The following is a 16,034-nucleotide window of genomic DNA, read 5'->3' as shown; positions in this document are numbered from 1 at the left end:
CCCTCCTGCCGATTTGATACTGAACTCTCTGGTTCATCATTCAAGCGAAGGAGATCCCATGCAAAAGATCGTTCCCTGCCTCTGGTTCGATGGCAACGGCGAAGACGCGCTGAATTTCTACACCGCGATCTTTCCGAACTCGCGCGTGACCGACAAGCTGCTCTGGGGCGACGTCAACCCCGCCAAGAAGGGCTCGGTGCTCACCGCAACCTTCGAACTCGAAGGGCAGGAGTTCATGGTGCTCAACGGAGGGCCGGAGTACAAGTTCACCCCCGCCATCTCGATGCTCGTGAAATGCGAGACCCAGGCGGAGGTCGACTACTACTGGGAGAAGCTGCTCGAAGGCGGCGGCCAGCCGGTGCAGTGTGGCTGGCTCACCGACCGCTACGGCGTGTCCTGGCAGGTCGCGCCCATGCCGATGATCCGCATGTTCCAGGACAAGGACCCGGCCAAGGCGGCCCGCGCAATGCAGGCGATGATGAAGATGGTCAAGCTCGACATCGCCACGGTGCAGAGGGCCTTCGACGGGGAGTGATCCGCCGCCGGCGGCTATACCAGCCGGCGGATTCCCTTCTTGCGCCACACCAGCTGGTAGTACGCGGTCTGCAGCAGCAGCATCGCGCCGAAGGTCACCGGGTAGGCGATCCAGATGCCGTTCAGGCCGATGCGATGGCTCATGAGCCAGGCCACCGGCACTTCTATTCCGAGGATGCAGAGGATGGAGATCAACGTAGGCACCAGCACCGAGCCGCTGGCGCGCATGATCCCCGACAGCGCCGCGGCCATGCCGAAGATCACCAGGCTCCACAGCATGATGTGCAGCAGCGTCTGTGCGATCTCGAGCACCGGCGCGCTGGTGATGAAGAAGGCCATCAGGTGGCGCGAGAACAGGTAGCCCAGCAGCACGAGGCCGCCGGTCAGCACGAGATTCATCAGCAGCGCCGTCTTGGCGATGGCGCCGAGCCGGTCGGCGCGGCCCGCTCCGATGGCCTGCGCGCCGAGGATCGACGCGGCGATGGCGATCGAGATGGCCGGGAACTGCACGTACGCCACCACCTGGTTCACCGCGCCGTAGGCCGCTGTGGCGCTCGAGCCGTAGCTGTTGACCATCGACAGCAGCACCACCTCGGCCAGAGCGACCACGATCATCTGCACGCCCGTGGGTACGCCGATCTTCAGCACCGCCTTCAGCAGGTGCGGCTGGATGCGCAGGTTGCGCACGAATGCTGCGTCGGGCGCGAGCGGGCTCTTGCGGCTGTGCAGCCGGAAGCCGAGCCAGGTGGTCGCCACCGCGAAGGACAGCACCGAGGCCCACGCACCGCTGGCCACGCCAAGCTGCGGCAGGCCGCCCCAGCCGCGGATGAGCGCGGGCGTGACCACCAGCCCGATCAGCGTCGAGATCACCAGCGTGAGCAGCGGCGTGACGGTGTCGCCCACGCCGCGCAGCATGGCCGTGGCGAGCAGGAACACGAACACGCCCGGCATCGCGACCAGCATGATGCGGGCGTAGCGCGTGGAGTCGGCCAGCACATCGGGCGGCGTGCCCAGTGCGGCCAGCATCGGCGTGGTGAAGGCGCCGCCGAACACTGCGATCACCAGGCCCATGAGCACGCCCACAGTGAGCGTGGTGCCGGCCACGGCCTTGGCCTTGGCCACGTCGCGCGCGCCCCAGGCCTGGCCAATGAGCACCGAGGCGCCCGCGCCCAGGCCGATGATGAAGGCGATGAAGAAGAACATCACCGGGAAGAAGCTCGACACGGCTGCCAGCGCGCCCACGCCGAGCATCTGCCCCACGTAGACGTTGTTGAGCGTGCCCGAGAGCGATTGCAGGATGTTGCTGAGCAGCATCGGCGCGAGGAAGAAAAGAAAGACCTTCCACAACGGACGCGTTGCGCCCACGGGCGCCACGGGCACGCCCTGAAGGCCGCTGCGACCGGTTGCGGAAGTCTCGGGGGTTGCTCTCATGCGGGGGTGCTCCAGCCGGCGGCTGACAATTTCTGAAGATGGGAGCGCAGGTCCACGGGCCAGGCGTCGATGAGTCCTTCGAAGCGATTGCGCTCGCCGGCGAACAGCGCGCGCGTGGCTTCCTCGAAACCGGGCAGGGCGCCGGCAATCGCGGTCATGAAGCGATAGGTGGCCTCGCGCGAAGCGCGCACGGCGTCGCGGTCGGCGTTGACGCGGCTAGCCTCCTGCACCAGGCGCCGCAGCGCGACCGATGCGCCGCCGGGCTGGCGGTTGAGCCAGTCCCAGTGGCGCGGAAGCAGGGTGACTTCGCGCGCGACCACGCCCAGCTTCGGGCGGCCTACGCCGCGGGGCGTGTCTTCATGAGCCTCTGTACCGGCGGCGTGCGGCACGAGGCCGGCCCGGTTGTGCACGTCGAAGTCGAGCGGCTCGCCGGTCTGCTCGTCGAACACGAGGTAGGGCGTGTCGTCCTTGCGCTCGCGCAACTGCGCGAGCACGTCGGCGGTGCTTCCCTGGGCAATGCGCTTGAAACCGGCGAAAACGATCAGGTTGGTGGGTGGCGTGTCGGAGGGCATTGTTCTTTCTTCCGGTCCGTTCGAAACGAGGTGCGTAATCTACCCGTTGAATGGCTCAGGCGTTTGGTGTGTCGTCGAGGCAAAGCGCAAGAGGCGCGGTGTTGATTTGCGGCAGGCTTTTTTCGGCCGCCGGGGCGGATGGCGTGTTGTAGCCCTTCTCGCCGTCGCATTGGAGTTCTTCGCGCCAGAGCGCAAGGAGTTTCTCGAGTTCCGCCGCGCGGTCAAAGGCCGGGTCTTCGCTTTCCTTGACCCGGTCGATCACCTCGAAGGTGAACCGATCGGCGCCGTGCGCGATCCAGTCCCGCCCGAGCGCCTTGTTCCGGTGCGAGCGCATGTTCAGCTCGAAGCGGGCACGGTTCATGGCGCCTTCGACGTCGAGGCTGCCGGCCACATAGGCCCGGCCGGTCAACCTGTTGCGGATGACGAATACGCCGGCCGGGCGCGCGCTTTCCTTGTACTGGCGGGAGATGGCTCGCCGGCTTTCTGCTGAGAGGTTCATGCTCCAAATATTACCCGGGTTAAATGAAGACTGCAATATACCCGGGTAAAAATAACTACTCAACCTCCCCTAAGCCGCCGCCAGCCGCGCGAGATGCGCCGGTTCAACGCCCGCACCACACGCCAGGGCCGGCTCTGGCGAACGAGGGTGAGCACATGGTCTTTCCATGCCTTCCATCGCGGATACCAGCGGGCGAACCACGGAATGCGCATCAACGGCCCTTCGACCAGCTGGAAGATCCGCGCGACGATAGCCGTGCCTACCAGCTTGGCCAGCACGAGCACGGTGAGGGCGCTGGCCGCGTGCCCGCGGCTGAAGAGAAAGAGCGCCAGTACCTTTACCGGCAGCAGCAGCACAACCGGCACGAAGAAAGCCAGCAATGCGCCCCAGGGCGGCAGGCGGCGCAGCCGTTCTTCGAGCGCTGCCCAGAAGGGCAGGCGGGACAGCCGCGCGGCGAGCGCGGCCAGTGGCTCCCAGCCCCACTCCTCGAAGAGCAGCACGGGAACGACGAGCACGATACCGATGGCGCGGAGCAGTGCGCGCAGTGCACGGGCGAATGAGGTCATCCGCGAAGGGTAAGGCAGCGCGTGCCCTCGGCCACGGGAACGCTCCGCCTGTTGCAAGGCCGTTGCCGGTTGTCGCGGCCATGCTGGTTACCTGGCCCTGCGTGGTCGCCGAACCGCTTGCCGTCGCGCCCGCCGATCCGAAGTCCCGCGAAGCTGACCGCGCCGCCCGCTCGATCACCGGACGATCCGGCCTTGGCTCGGGCAGCGGCGCGGTTTAGATGCTTTCGCCATGACCGGAGCGCAGTTTCCGGGTCGGGAAACCAGCCAAAGATGTCTCATGCTGGGTAGTGCAAGGCTATGACGAAAGTAGTGGTTTGCTCCCTCTCCGCTGGCATCGGAAGGCGTCCTTTCACGCGACGCCAACATGGAAATTACAACTTTCAGTTGACATCGAAAATCAATGGAAACAAGATGCAACCAAAGTAATCAAAAAAGCCGAAACTCGAAATCTGAATAGAAATGGATTAACTTTTCGACACGAACAAAGTGCATTAATTGTCACAAAGGGGCTGGAATGGAAAGCGATCTCGACATTTCGTTGACGGAAACAGGGAATGGGGCTAAGCACTATGCCAACCCCGGTCAGTTTGGCGGGCTGCTCGCGCCGTCCGCCGACACGCTCCCATGGCCCGATTTTCTTACCGGGCAGCACACCAAACCCGTGCGCGTCCTGCTGGTGGACGACGACCCCTTCGTGCGTCGCGTCATCGCCCAGGAACTGCTGGGCGACCTGCGCATCCAGCTCGAGGGGCAGGCCGGCACGCTGCGCGAAGGGCGACGATTGCTGATGCAGCATGAGTTCGACGTGCTGATGGTCGACATCCGCCTCGGTGACGGGAGTGGATTCGAGCTCATCGAAGAGGCCAAGCGGCATCGCAGCGCGGCGGAGATCATTGTCATCTCGGCGCTCGAGGACGAACCCCAGGTGCTGCACGCCTTCGAGCTTGGCGCCTCCGGCTATCTGGTCAAGAACGCGTGGTTCCAGAGCTATGCCCAGGCCGTGCTGCAGGTGGTGAACGGCGGGGCCGCCATCACCCCCCGGCTGGCGCGGCGGCTGCTCGTGCACCTCGATCACAAGCGTTCCAACGTGAACCCGGTACGTCCACCGGAGAGCAAGGCGACGTTATCCACGCGCGAGCGCGAAGTGTTACGACTTGTGGCGACGGGCTACGTAACCGAAGAGATCGCGCTGCAGCTCACCATCAGCGCCCAGACGGTGAATGCGCATGTGAAAAACATCTACCGCAAGCTGCACGCCCATACCCGCGCGCAGGCCGTGAGCTTTGCCTCCCACCGGGGGCTCCTGTAGGCCATGCCATGCTCTCGCCGCAGGTCCTTCATTTACCGCACTTTCTGGAAGACCAGTTCGTGTGGTTGTCGATCGGCTCGTGGGGCGTGCTGTTGATGTGGCTGCGCTTGCGCATCTCGCGCAGGCGGTTGCTGATGTGGGCTGGCCTGGCGGCGGCGCTGCATCTGACCCCGGTGACCGCGCAGGTGATCCGGGCTGCATCGGCCGCCAACTTGATGGGGAATGACATGCCATTCACATTTTGGGCAATGCAGGCGCTGAACCTGGGGGTGCTTGCCACGGTCGTCGGCATCTGGCTCGTTTCCCGGCACCGCGCGGAAAGCCACGGGCCCTCGCAGGAGGTGATGACCGAGCGGCGGCGCATCGCCCATGACCTGCACGACGGGGTCGGCTCGCGGCTGGTAGCGCTTCTGGCCAGCCAGGACCCCCGGTTCACCGGCCCAGGCAGCCTGTCGATGGCCCTGCAAACCTGCCTGCTCGAACTCCAGATGACGGTGGACGACCTCGACGACCAGACCTCCGCCACCGTCGTCGAGCGGCTGGCCCATCTGCGCTACCGGCTGCAGCCCGCATTCGACCGGCTGGGCATCGCGCTGGTATGGAACATCTCAAGCGAGACACAAACCCATTCGGTGCCGCCAGAAACCGCCATGCAGATCTGCCGGGTGGCGCAGGAAGCGCTGTCCAATGCGCTGCGGCACGCCCGTGCGACCCGCGTCGAACTGCGCTTCGGCATCCAGGCCCACCCGCAAGGGCTGGTGCTGGAGGTGCACGACGATGGCCGCGGCCTGGGGGCTGCCCGCAGTGCCTCTTCCGCCTCGATGGGCAAGGGCCTGCGCAGCATGCGCACGCGGGCCGACGCCATTGGCGGCGAACTGACGCTGGCGAATATCGTGCCCCGTGGACTGTGTGTGCAACTGGTGGTTCCAAGCCGGGCGCAGGCCGGCACCCGGCCCGAAGCGGAAAGCATGCTGTAACGCGCCCCGCCGGACGGCCCCGGCCGGGCACCGAGCGCCTATGGCAAACTTCCGCGCTTTGCCAGGGACGCGCTCAAGCATGCAGAAAATCATTCGCCAGCTCGCCGCCGAGATCAAGGTCGGCGAGAACCAGGTGAAGGCCGCCGTCGAACTGCTCGACGGCGGCGCCACGGTTCCATTCATCGCCCGCTACCGCAAGGAGGTCACAGACGGCCTCGACGACGTGCAGCTGCGAGAGCTGGAAGCTCGCCTTTCCTACCTGCGCGAACTTGAAGACCGCCGCGGCGCCGTGCTCAAGGCCATCGACGAGCAGGGCAAGCTGACCCCCGAACTGCGCGCCGCGATCGAATTCGCACCCACCAAGCAGGAGCTCGAAGACCTGTACCTGCCGTTCAAGCAGAAGCGCCGCACCAAGGGCCAGATCGCCCGCGAATTCGGCATCGAGCCGCTGGCCGACAAGCTGCTGGCCGACCCCATGCTGGACCCGGCCGTGGAAGCCAAGGCCTTCCTGCAGCCCGCCACCACGCTGGACGACGGCAAGCCGGGCCCCGATTTCTCCACAGTGCCGCTCGTGCTCGACGGCGTGCGCGACATTCTTTCCGAGCGCTGGGCCGAAGACGCTGCTCTGGTCCAGGGCCTGCGCGAATGGCTCTGGAACGAAGGCCTGCTCAAGTCCAGCCTGATGGCCGGCAAGGACGAGAACAACGCCGACGTCGCCAAGTTCCGCGACTATTTCGAGTACGACGAGCCCATTGGCCGTGTGCCATCGCACCGCGCGCTGGCCGTCTTCCGCGGCCGCGCGCTCGACATCCTCGATGCAAAGCTGGTGCTGCCGGTCGAGCCCGAACCGGGCAAGCCGAGCATCGCCGAAGGCCGCATCGCCTTGCACCTGGGCTGGAGCCATGCGGGCCGCCCGTCGGACGACCTGCTGCGCAAGTGCGTGGCCTGGACCTGGCGCGTGAAGCTGGCGCTGTCGACCGAGCGTGACCTGTTCACCCGCCTGCGCGAAGACGCGGAGAAGGTCGCCATCAAGGTGTTTGCCGACAACCTGCGCGACCTGCTGCTGGCTGCGCCGGCCGGACCGCGTGTCGTGATGGGCCTCGACCCTGGCATCCGCACCGGCGTGAAGGTGGCCGTGGTCGATTCCACCGGCAAGCTGGTCGAGACCGCCACCGTGTTCCCGCACGAGCCGCGCAAGGACTGGGAAGGCTCGCTGCACACGCTGGGCAAGCTGTGCGCCAAGCACGGCGTGAACCTGATCGCCATCGGCAATGGCACCGCCAGCCGCGAAACCGACAAGCTGGCCGCCGACCTCATCAAGCTGCTCGCCAAGATGGCCGCGCAGGCCGGCGCGCCGGAAATCAAGGTCGAGAAGGTCGTGGTGAGCGAGGCGGGCGCTTCGGTGTACTCCGCCAGTGAATTCGCCTCGCAGGAAATGCCCGATGTCGACGTGAGCCTGCGCGGCGCAGCCTCCATCGCGCGACGTTTGCAAGACCCGCTGGCCGAACTCGTGAAGATCGATCCCAAGAGCATCGGCGTGGGCCAGTACCAGCACGACGTGAACCAGAGCGAACTCGCACGCACGCTGCAGGCCGTGGTCGAAGACTGCGTGAACTCGGTGGGCGTGGATCTGAACACGGCCAGCGTGCCGCTGCTGTCGCGCGTTTCGGGCCTGTCGGGCAGCGTGGCCAAGGCCGTGGTGCGCTGGCGCGAGGCCAATGGTGCGTTCTCCACCCGCAAGCAACTGCTCGACGTGACCGGCTTCGGCCCCAAGGCCTTCGAGCAGAGCGCGGGCTTCCTGCGCATCCGCGGCGGCACCGACCCGCTGGACATCACCGGCGTGCACCCGGAAACCTATCCATTGGTCGAGCAGATCATCGTGAAGACCGGCAAGCCGATTGCCGAGCTGATGGGCCGCGCCGACATGCTCAAGGCGCTCAAGCCCGAGCTGTTCGCCAACGAGAAATTCGGCGTCATCACGGTCAAGGACATCCTGGGCGAACTCGAGAAGCCGGGCCGCGACCCGCGCCCCGACTTCAAGGTGGCGCGTTTCAACGACGGCGTGGATGACATCTCGGACCTGGCCGAGGGCATGATCCTCGAGGGCACCGTGAGCAACGTGGCCCAGTTCGGCGCCTTCGTCGACCTCGGCGTGCACCAGGACGGCCTGGTCCACGTGAGCCAGCTGAGCCACAAGTTCGTGAACGACGCGCGCGAAGTCGTCAAGACCGGCGACATCGTCAAGGTCAAGGTGATGGAAGTGGACGTGGCGCGCAAGCGCATCGGCCTGTCGATGAAGCTCGATGCAGCGCCCGCGCGCCGTGACGGCCCGCGCGACAACCGTTTCGAAGGGGCAGGGCGCGGCCAGCAGCAGCAAGGCCGGCGCGACAACTCGCCGCAGCCGGCGGGGCAGATGGCGAGCGCGTTTGCCAAGCTGCAGGGGTTGCGCAAGTAGTCGGCAACGCACGGTTCTTGCGGAAGCATCCGGCATGAAAGCCCTGCGCATCTACGCCGGCCCCGCGGCCCGCAAGCACATCGAACGGCACGGCCTGCGCTCGCAGGACGTGCGCACCATCCCCGGCGCGGCAGGCGGTCCCAAGGGGCTGATCCTCGGGCCGCTCGACCGCTTCATCTTCGGGCGCTGGCTCACGCAGTCGAGCCAGCAGGTGCATCTGGTGGGCGCCTCCATCGGCGCGTGGCGGCTGTCGACGGCCTGCCTGGCCGACCCTGACACCGCTTTCGAACGCTTCGAGCACGACTACGTGCACCAGCAGTTCGAAGTGCCGCCGGGACAGAAGCGGCTCAGCCCGCGCCAGCTCAGCGACAAGTTCGCCCAGAGCCTCGAAGACTTCTATGGCGGGCGCATCGCCGAGGTGCTGAACCATCCGCGCTACCGCCTGCACGTGGTGACTTCGCGCGGACGCCACATCCTCGGGCGCGAGGGCAGGGCGCGCACTCCTGTCGGCTACCTGGGCGCCTTCGCGACCAACAGCCTGCACCGCAGGAGCCTGGGCGCGTGGCTGGAGCGCTGCGTGTTCTCCACGCCCGGCGCCTCCTTGCCCTTCGGTACGCGCGACTTCCGCACGCGCCAGCATGCACTGAGCGAGGCCAACTTCAACATGGTGTTGCAGGCCTCGTGCTCCATTCCGTTCCTGCTGGCGGCGGTGCACGACATTCCCGGCGCGCCGCGCGGCGCCTACTGGGACGGCGGCATCACCGACTACCACCTGCACCTGGACTACCAGCCGGCCGACGAGGGCATCGTGCTGTATCCGCATTTCCAGCAGGCGGTGGTGCCGGGCTGGCTCGACAAGGGGCTGCGCTGGCGCCACAAGGCCAGCGGCTTCCTCGACCGCATGGTGTTGCTAGCGCCCGACCCCGATTGGGTGCGCTCGCTGCCCAACGGCAAGCTGCCCGACCGCAAGGACTTCATCCACTTCGCGAACGACGCGCAGGCACGCATCGCCGCGTGGGGCCGCGCCACGCGCGAAGCGCGGCGGCTGTCCGACGAGTTCGAGGGCTGGCTTCAGCGCGACGGCGTGCCCGAGCTGCTGCCGCTCTGACCCACCGGCGCCAGCAGTGCCAAGGGTGCCGCGCAGTCGAGGATGTTCACTTCCACCGCATCGCCGACCTTGAGTTCGGCGCCTTGAGGCCATCGCCCCGTGCCTACCGAGCGCGTGTGCACGCCGCCGTAGCGGTAGCGCACGACGGCGTAGGGTGTCGCGGCACCGCCGTCTGCACCGCAATCGCGATCGGCAGTGGCTGCCAGATCGCTCGTGCGCCCGACGCTGACGACCTGCGCGGCCCGCCAGCCGGCGGAACGGTCGAAGGAATGCGCATCGAAGGCCGAGCAGCCGCCCAGCATCAGCCCCCAAAGAACGACCGTGCGCATCACGGCGTCGGCCCCATCGCGGTGATGGCCGCCGTGGCCTGGATCTCGACGCGGTACTCGGAGTCGATCAGCTTCGCCCCCACCGTGGCGCGCGCCGGCGTGTGGCCGGCGGGCACCCATTCGTCCCACACCGAGTTCATCGCGGCGTAGTCGCCCACGGTGCGCAGGTAGATCGTCACGCTCACCAGGTCCTGCTTGGTCGCGCCCTGGGTGGCGAGCAGGCGATCGATGTGGCGCAGGATCTCGCGCATCTGCCCGGTGATGTCGAGCGAAGGGTTCTCGGCCACCTGGCCGGAGAGGTACAGCAGGCGCGCAGCGCCCAGGTCGACGGTCACCATCTCACTGAAGCGGGGGCCCATGTCGTGGCGGATGATGTTCATGGCGATGCGGTGGAAATGGAAGAAGACGAGACGATGGCAGGTTGTGGCGCATTCCACCAGCCGCCGCCGAGCGCCTGGAAGAGGGCGGTGGCATCGGTCAGCCGCAGCGCACGGGCCTGTACGAGATTCAGCAGTGCTTGCTGCTGGGCCTGCTGGGCAATGCGCAGCGAGAGCGCGCTGGCATCGCCCAGCCGCACCTGCGCCTGCGTGCGCGCCAGGCTCTGCGAAGCCGTGCGCTCGGCCTTCACCGCCGCCTGCAGCGCGCGGGTGTCGGCATCGATGGCTTCCAGCGTATTGGCCACGTCCTGGAAGGCGGCGAGCACCGTCGCGCGGTACTGCGCGGCTGCCTGGTCGAAGGAGGCGCGCGCGGCTGCCTCGCGGTGCTTGAGCGCGCCGCCGTCGAAGATGGGCTGCGTCACGCTCGCGGCCACCGTCCAGAAGAGCGATGACGACTTGAACAGGTCCGCCAGCCGGTAGGCCGAGGAGCCGTACGAGTTCACGCCAAGCGTCACGTTCGGCAGCCGCGCCGCGACCGCCACGCCGATGGCGGCGCTGGCGGCCTGCAGCTGCGCTTCGGCGGCACGCACGTCGGGGCGATGCTCGACCAGGCTGGAAGGAAGGGTCAGCGGCAGTTCCGTCGGCAGCTGCAGCGCATCCAGATCGAACCGCGCCTCCACGCCCTGGCTCGGGAAGCGGCCCGCCAGCGTGGCCAACAGGTTGCGCTGCTGCGCCAGTTGCCGGTCCAGCGGCGGCAGCGTGGCCTCGGTGGCGGCCAGCGCGGCTTCCTGCGCGTCGACGTCGGCTGGCGCCACCTGGCCCAGCGCCAGCTGCTTGCGGTAGGCCTGGAGCACTTCCTTCTGGCCCGCGATGATCTTCAGCGTGGCGGCCTGCTGCGCGCGCAGCGAGGCCTCGGTGATCGCGGCGGTCACCACGTTGCTGCTGAGCGTGAGCTTTGCGGCAACGCCCTGGAACTGCTGCAGCTCGGTATTGGCCTGCGCGCCTTCCACCTGCCTGCGGGTGGCACCGAACACGTCGGGCGTGTACGACACCGTCACCTGCGCCGTGTGCAGCGTGTACAGGCTCGCGTTGGACGACACCGGGCTCGCCACCGCGCTGGCCACGCGCTGCCGCATCGGCGAATAGCCCAGCGCCACGCTGGGCCAGAAGGCGGCGCGGTCGGCGGCTTCGTTCTCCTGCGCCGCGCGAAGGGCGGCGTCGGCCGCCTCGATGGTCGGGTTGCCGGCAAGGCTCTGCGTGACCAGCGCGTTCAGCGGCTCGCTGCGGAAGGCCTGCCACCACTGGGCCGGCACGTCGAGATCGGGCGACAGGCGCGCCAGCGGCACGCCTTCGGCTTCCTTGCTTACAGGTGGCGCGGGCGTGTACTGCTGAGGCAGATTCAACTGCGGGCGGGCGTAGTCGGGGCCGACCGCGCAGCCGGCCAGCAGCATCGCCGCGATGCCGGCCGCCACGGGCGTCGCCAGGTTTGTCTTCTTTGTCGTCATTGCTTGTTCTGCTTTCCTAGCGGTCGCGCCGCGAGCGCGTGCCCCAGCCCTTGCGTTCGAACACGCGTTCCATCGCGAAGTACAGCGTGGGCAGGATGAAGAGCGTCAGCAGCGTCGACACCACCAGCCCGCCGACCACCACCGTGGCCAGCCCGCGCTGCACGTCGGTGCCCACGCCAGTGGCCAACGCCGCCGGCAGCATGCCCACCGATGCCACCGTGGCCGTCATCAGCACCGGCCGCAGCCGCTCGGTCGCGCCTTCGAGCACCGAGGCCTGCAGCTCCAGACCTTCGCCGCGCACGCGGCGGAAGTTCGCGACCATGATGATCCCGTTCTGTATCGAGACACCGAAGAGCGCGATGAAGCCCACGGCCGTTGCCACGTTGAGCGTTTCACCCGCCACGTGCACCGCGATCAGCCCGCCCAGCGTGGCCATAGGCACCACGCCGAGGATCAGCGCCACCTGCCGGATCTTCCCGAACTGGAAGAACAGCAGCACCGCCATGATGCTCACCACGATGGCCAGCGACACGCTCAGCCGGGCCTGCGCGCGCTGCTGGTTCTCGAACTGGCCGGCCCATTGCAGGCGGAACTTCGTGGGGTCGAACTTCACTTCCTTCGCGATGCGATCGCGCGCCTCGTCGAGGTAGGAGGCGAGGTCGCGGTCGCGGTTGTCCACGCGCACCGTGATCTGGCGCTCGTTCATCTCGTGCGAGATCGTGCTTTCGCCGGTCTGCAGGCGGATGTCGGCCACCTGCGCGAGCGGCACCTTGGCCCCGCTGGAGCTGTTGAGCAGCAGCGAACCGATGGCCTCGGTATTGCCCTTGGCGCTCCTGGGCATCTTCACCGACACGTTGTAGGTGCGGTTGCCCGAGTACACGGTGATGACAGGCGCGCCGCCGATGCCGGTCTGGATCAGGCTGGCCACGTCGTTCGCGTTCACGCCGAAGCGCGCCGCCGCCTCGCGGTTGAGCTGGATCACCACCTGCGGAATCGGCGGCTCCTGGAACAGCGACGCCGAGGCGGTGCCGCGCACCGTTTCGAGCAGGTCGACGATCTGGTTGCCGATGCGCCGGCTTTCCTTCAGGTCGTCGCCGTAGATGCGCAGCACCAGCGGGCTGTGCGCGCCGCCCACGGCGTCGTTCACGCCGTCGATGATGGGCTGGCTGATGCCCACGTCGAAGCCCGGCATGCGCGCGAAGCGCTCGGTCAGGGTGCGCACGAAGTCGGCCTTCTTCACCCCGGCCGGCCACTCGCCATAAGGCTTGAGACCCACCGGCACCTCCATGTGCGAGGGCGTCCACGGGTCGGTGCCATCGTCGTTGCGGCCCAGCTGCGTCACCACGTACGAGACCTCGGGGTATTCGAGCAGCACGTGCCGCAGCTCGGTCGCCATCTCGCTGGCCTTGTCCAGCGACAGGCCCGAGGGCAACTGCACCTGCAGCCACAACGCCCCTTCGTCGATGTCGGGCAAAAATTCGCGCCCGGCCGTGGCGCCCAGCACCACCACCGCGGCCAGCGCCGCCACGCTCAGCCCGTAGGCGATGGCCGGCACCTCCAGCAGCCGCGCCAGCACCCGCCGGTACGCACCGGTGAGCCACACCAGCGGCTTGTTGACGAAGGGCTTGCTCGGCTTGCGCAGCGCCACGTAGGCCAGGCTCGGAATGAGCGTGAGCGCGCAGAGCAGGGCACCCACCAGCGCGTAGCCGACCGTGAAGGCCATCGGCTTGAACAGCTTGCCCTCGGCCCGCTCGAAGGCGAACAGCGGAAAGTACGCCGTGATGATGATCAGCGTCGCGAAGAAGATCGGTCCCGACACGTGGCTCACCGTCTCGAGGATGTTGCCCTCGGTGAGCGTGGCGTGGGGCTCTTCTTCCCTTCGCCGCAGGATGGCCTCCATCACCACGATGGCGCCGTCCACGATGATGCCGAAGTCGATCGCGCCCAGCGAGAACAGGTTGGCCGGCATGCGGGTGAAGTGCATCACGATGAACACCGTCACCAGCGACATCGGAATGGCCACGGCAGCCACCACCGCGCTGCGCGGGCTGCCCAGGAAAAGAATGAGCACGAAGCACACCAGCGCCATGCCTTCGAGCACCGTGTGCGTCACCTTGTCGACGGTGAGCTTCACCAGGTCGTCGCGGTCGATGTAGGGCACGATCTTCACGCCCATGGGCGCGAGCTCGGCCTGCAGCTCGTCGATCTTCTTGTGCACACCCTCCAGCACGCGCGAGGGGTTCTCGTACTTGAGCATCAGCACGATGCCCTCGATGGTGTCCGGGTTGGTGTCCTTGCCCAGGATGCCGCCGCGCTCCTGGTGGCCGAACTGCAGCCGCCCCAGGTCGCGCACCTGCACCGGCGAGCCGTTGCTCTGCGCCACCACCACCGTGCCCAGGTCGTCCAGCGTGCGGATCTGGCCGATGCCGCGCACCACGTAGCTCTGGTCGCCGCGCGCGATGCGCCCGCCGCCGGCGCTGGCGCTGTTGTTGTTGATGGCCGTGACCACGTCGTTGAGCACCAGCCCGTACTTCTGCAGGCGCGCCGGGTCGAGCTCCAGCTGGAACTCGCGGGTGAAGCCGCCGAAGTTGTTGATGTCGACCACGCCCGCCACCTGCTTGAGCGCGGGAATCACCTTCCAGCGCTGCAGCTCCGACAGTTCCATCAGGTTCCTGGTGTCCGACTCCAGCGTGTAGCGGTAGATCTCGCCGGCCGGCCCCGCCACCGGCCCCAGGCCGGGCTGCGCGCCCGAGGGCAGGCTGACCTGGCCGATGCGCTCCGTCACGCGCTGGCGCGCGAAGTAGTCGTCGGTGCCGTCCTTGAAGGTCAGCGTGATCAGCGACAGCCCGAAGGTGCTGCTCGAGCGGATTGAGGCCAGCCCCGGCGTGTTGCTCAGCGCGCGCTCCAGCGGCGTGGTGATCTGCTGCTCGATCTCCTCGGCGGCCAGGCCGTTGACCTGCGTGGTCACCTGCACGTTCACGTCGCCGAGGTCGGGGTAGGCCTCCACCGTCATCTGCGTCCATGACCACGCGCCGAAGAGCACGAGCGCCACCGACATCGCCCAGGCCAGGTGCCTGCGGCGGAAGAACTGGGTGATGATGAGATTAATCATTCAGCAGCACACCACCGCGGACCACCACGCGCTCGCCGGCGGCCAGGCCGCTGCGGATGCGAACCTTGTCGCCGTCTTCCCGGCCCAGCTCCACCGTGCGGCGCACGAAGGTCCAGGGCTCGGCCTCGACGAAGACGCTCACGCTGTCGTTGTTCATCAGCAGCGCCGATGCCGGCACCTGCGGCTGCACGCCCTGCGGCACGCCCAGCACGGCCGTCGCGTACATGTTGGGCTTGAAGATGCCGTCGGGGTTGGCGAAGACGATGCGCGCGCGGGCGCGGCGCGTGTCCGCGTCGAGCACCGCGCTCACGAAGGCCACCTTGCCAGTGAAGCTGCGCCCCGGGTAGGCCGCCAGCGTGACCACCACGTTCTGCCCAGGCGCGACCGTGCCGACCACGCCCTCGGGCACGTTGACCGTGACCCAGACCGAATCCAGGTTCGACACCGTCATCAGAACCGCGTTGGCGTCGTTCAGGCTGGAGCCGGCGGCCGCGTTCAGCGCCGTGACCGTGCCGGACGTGGGCGCGACGATCTTCAGCACCTGGCCGGCCTGGGCGCCGCTCGCGTCCGCGCCCAGGCTGCGCAGGCGCGCTTCGCTGCGCTGGAGCTCGGCCTTCTGCTGGGCGACGCTGCTGCTGGCGGCTTCAACGTCCTTCGCGGCGTTGGAGCCTGCCTCGTTCACGCCGCGCGCGCCCCCCCCCCCCCCCGCGGCGGGGGGGTGGGGGGCGGGCGGCGCGGCCGCGCCGCGCCCGGCCCGGGGCCGCGGCTGCGCGAGGTCGAGTGCGTCGCGAGCCTTCTGCGCGTCGGCCACGGCCTGCGCGAGGTCGGGCGAGCTCATCGTCGCAAGCACCTGGCCGCGCTTGACGGTGTCGCCCAGGCGCACCTTCAGCTCGAGCAGCCGGCCGGTCAGCGGCGGCAGGATGTTGGCGGTATTGGCCGGATTGGCTTCCACCGTGGCGGGCAGGCTCACCTCGTGCGGCAGCGTGTCCTGGCCGACCGTGGCGACCAGCAGGCGATCGCGCAGCGGCGAGCCGGCGGGCACGCTCAGGCGGTTGCCCTGGCGCACCAGCATCGGCGCGGGGGCGGCGGCCACGGTGGTGGCTGCATGGGCGGCGCCGTCGAAGGAGTCAACGCACAGGGCCGCGCAGGTCATCACGCCGAAGACGATGCGCGCGGGGGTGATCTGGTAGAGGGATTTCTTCTTCATCACGATACGGATCTCGCGGGACGGGCGCGCCGTGCACGGGACGCCTTCCCATG

At 67.8% G+C, this 16,034-nt stretch carries 14 protein-coding genes; 5 read left to right on the top strand and 9 right to left on the bottom strand.

Features of this window, described 5'->3' with window-relative positions; translation table 11 throughout:
* Nucleotides 1-58 precede the first annotated feature (58 nt).
* The gene (locus ACCC97_RS10425) at nucleotides 59-535 is read left to right on the top strand and encodes a VOC family protein (protein ID WP_413311987.1); all 477 of its coding nucleotides are present in this window, start codon (nucleotides 59-61) and stop codon (nucleotides 533-535) included.
* A gap of 14 nt (nucleotides 536-549) precedes the next feature.
* Here ACCC97_RS10425 and ACCC97_RS10420 read toward each other — a convergent pair whose 3' ends face one another.
* The 4 genes from ACCC97_RS10420 to ACCC97_RS10405 are packed head-to-tail and all read right to left on the bottom strand — an operon-like array spanning nucleotide 550 to nucleotide 3,602.
* Complete coding sequence (locus tag ACCC97_RS10420) at nucleotides 550-1,965, bottom strand: MATE family efflux transporter (RefSeq protein ID WP_413332689.1); 1,416 nt, start codon at nucleotides 1,963-1,965, stop codon at nucleotides 550-552.
* Nucleotides 1,962-2,537, bottom strand: a complete 576-nt coding sequence (locus ACCC97_RS10415; protein ID WP_413332687.1) for a DUF2239 family protein — start codon at nucleotides 2,535-2,537, stop codon at nucleotides 1,962-1,964. The genes ACCC97_RS10420 and ACCC97_RS10415 overlap by 4 nt, the downstream gene beginning before the upstream one ends.
* A 55-nt stretch (nucleotides 2,538-2,592) precedes the next feature.
* Nucleotides 2,593-3,072, bottom strand: coding sequence for a GIY-YIG nuclease family protein (locus ACCC97_RS10410; protein WP_413332685.1), 480 nt, complete (start codon nucleotides 3,070-3,072; stop codon nucleotides 2,593-2,595).
* Between the two features lie 23 nt (nucleotides 3,073-3,095).
* Nucleotides 3,096-3,602, bottom strand: coding sequence for a hypothetical protein (locus ACCC97_RS10405; RefSeq protein WP_413332683.1), 507 nt, complete (start codon nucleotides 3,600-3,602; stop codon nucleotides 3,096-3,098).
* A gap of 514 nt (nucleotides 3,603-4,116) precedes the next feature.
* Between ACCC97_RS10405 and ACCC97_RS10400 the strand changes: the two genes are divergently transcribed.
* The 4 genes from ACCC97_RS10400 (at nucleotide 4,117) to ACCC97_RS10385 (ending at nucleotide 9,451) form a co-directional block, all read left to right on the top strand.
* Complete coding sequence (locus tag ACCC97_RS10400) at nucleotides 4,117-4,911, top strand: LuxR C-terminal-related transcriptional regulator (protein WP_007827664.1); 795 nt, start codon at nucleotides 4,117-4,119, stop codon at nucleotides 4,909-4,911.
* Between the two features lie 8 nt (nucleotides 4,912-4,919).
* Entirely contained in the window at nucleotides 4,920-5,888 is a 969-nt protein-coding gene (locus tag ACCC97_RS10395) for a sensor histidine kinase (RefSeq protein ID WP_413332681.1), read from the top strand.
* A 79-nt stretch (nucleotides 5,889-5,967) separates the two neighbouring features.
* Nucleotides 5,968-8,343: a Tex family protein gene (locus tag ACCC97_RS10390; RefSeq protein ID WP_007827667.1), complete on the top strand. Its 2,376-nt coding sequence runs from the start codon at nucleotides 5,968-5,970 to the stop codon at nucleotides 8,341-8,343.
* 34 nt (nucleotides 8,344-8,377) lie between these two features.
* Complete coding sequence (locus tag ACCC97_RS10385; RefSeq protein ID WP_413332679.1) at nucleotides 8,378-9,451, top strand: phospholipase; 1,074 nt, start codon at nucleotides 8,378-8,380, stop codon at nucleotides 9,449-9,451.
* Here ACCC97_RS10385 and ACCC97_RS10380 read toward each other — a convergent pair.
* From ACCC97_RS10380 to ACCC97_RS10360, 5 genes are read right to left on the bottom strand one after another with little or no spacing between them, the layout of a single operon-like run.
* A complete protein-coding gene (locus ACCC97_RS10380; RefSeq protein ID WP_007827672.1) occupies nucleotides 9,415-9,780 on the bottom strand; it encodes a hypothetical protein in 366 nt (121 codons plus the stop codon). The two genes, ACCC97_RS10385 and ACCC97_RS10380, sit on opposite strands and share 37 nt — an antisense overlap.
* Nucleotides 9,780-10,160 (bottom strand): RidA family protein, encoded by a 381-nt coding sequence (locus ACCC97_RS10375; RefSeq protein WP_007827674.1) that lies wholly within the window; start codon nucleotides 10,158-10,160, stop codon nucleotides 9,780-9,782. Before ACCC97_RS10375 ends, ACCC97_RS10380 begins: the two co-directional genes overlap by 1 nt.
* On the bottom strand, nucleotides 10,157-11,662 hold the full coding sequence (locus ACCC97_RS10370; protein ID WP_413332677.1) for an efflux transporter outer membrane subunit: 1,506 nt from the start codon (nucleotides 11,660-11,662) through the stop codon (nucleotides 10,157-10,159). Before ACCC97_RS10370 ends, ACCC97_RS10375 begins: the two co-directional genes overlap by 4 nt.
* A 16-nt stretch (nucleotides 11,663-11,678) precedes the next feature.
* Nucleotides 11,679-14,774: an efflux RND transporter permease subunit gene (locus ACCC97_RS10365; protein WP_413332675.1), complete on the bottom strand. Its 3,096-nt coding sequence runs from the start codon at nucleotides 14,772-14,774 to the stop codon at nucleotides 11,679-11,681.
* Nucleotides 14,767-15,981, bottom strand: a complete 1,215-nt coding sequence (locus tag ACCC97_RS10360) for an efflux RND transporter periplasmic adaptor subunit (protein ID WP_413332673.1) — start codon at nucleotides 15,979-15,981, stop codon at nucleotides 14,767-14,769. Before ACCC97_RS10360 ends, ACCC97_RS10365 begins: the two co-directional genes overlap by 8 nt.
* Nucleotides 15,982-16,034: the final 53 nt, after the last annotated feature.

This window comes from Variovorax sp. Varisp85, assembly GCF_047304045.1.
GTDB lineage: Bacteria > Pseudomonadota > Gammaproteobacteria > Burkholderiales > Burkholderiaceae_C > Variovorax.
Note: the sequence above shows the minus strand (reverse complement) of the source record. Positions and strands in the feature narration are given on the sequence as shown.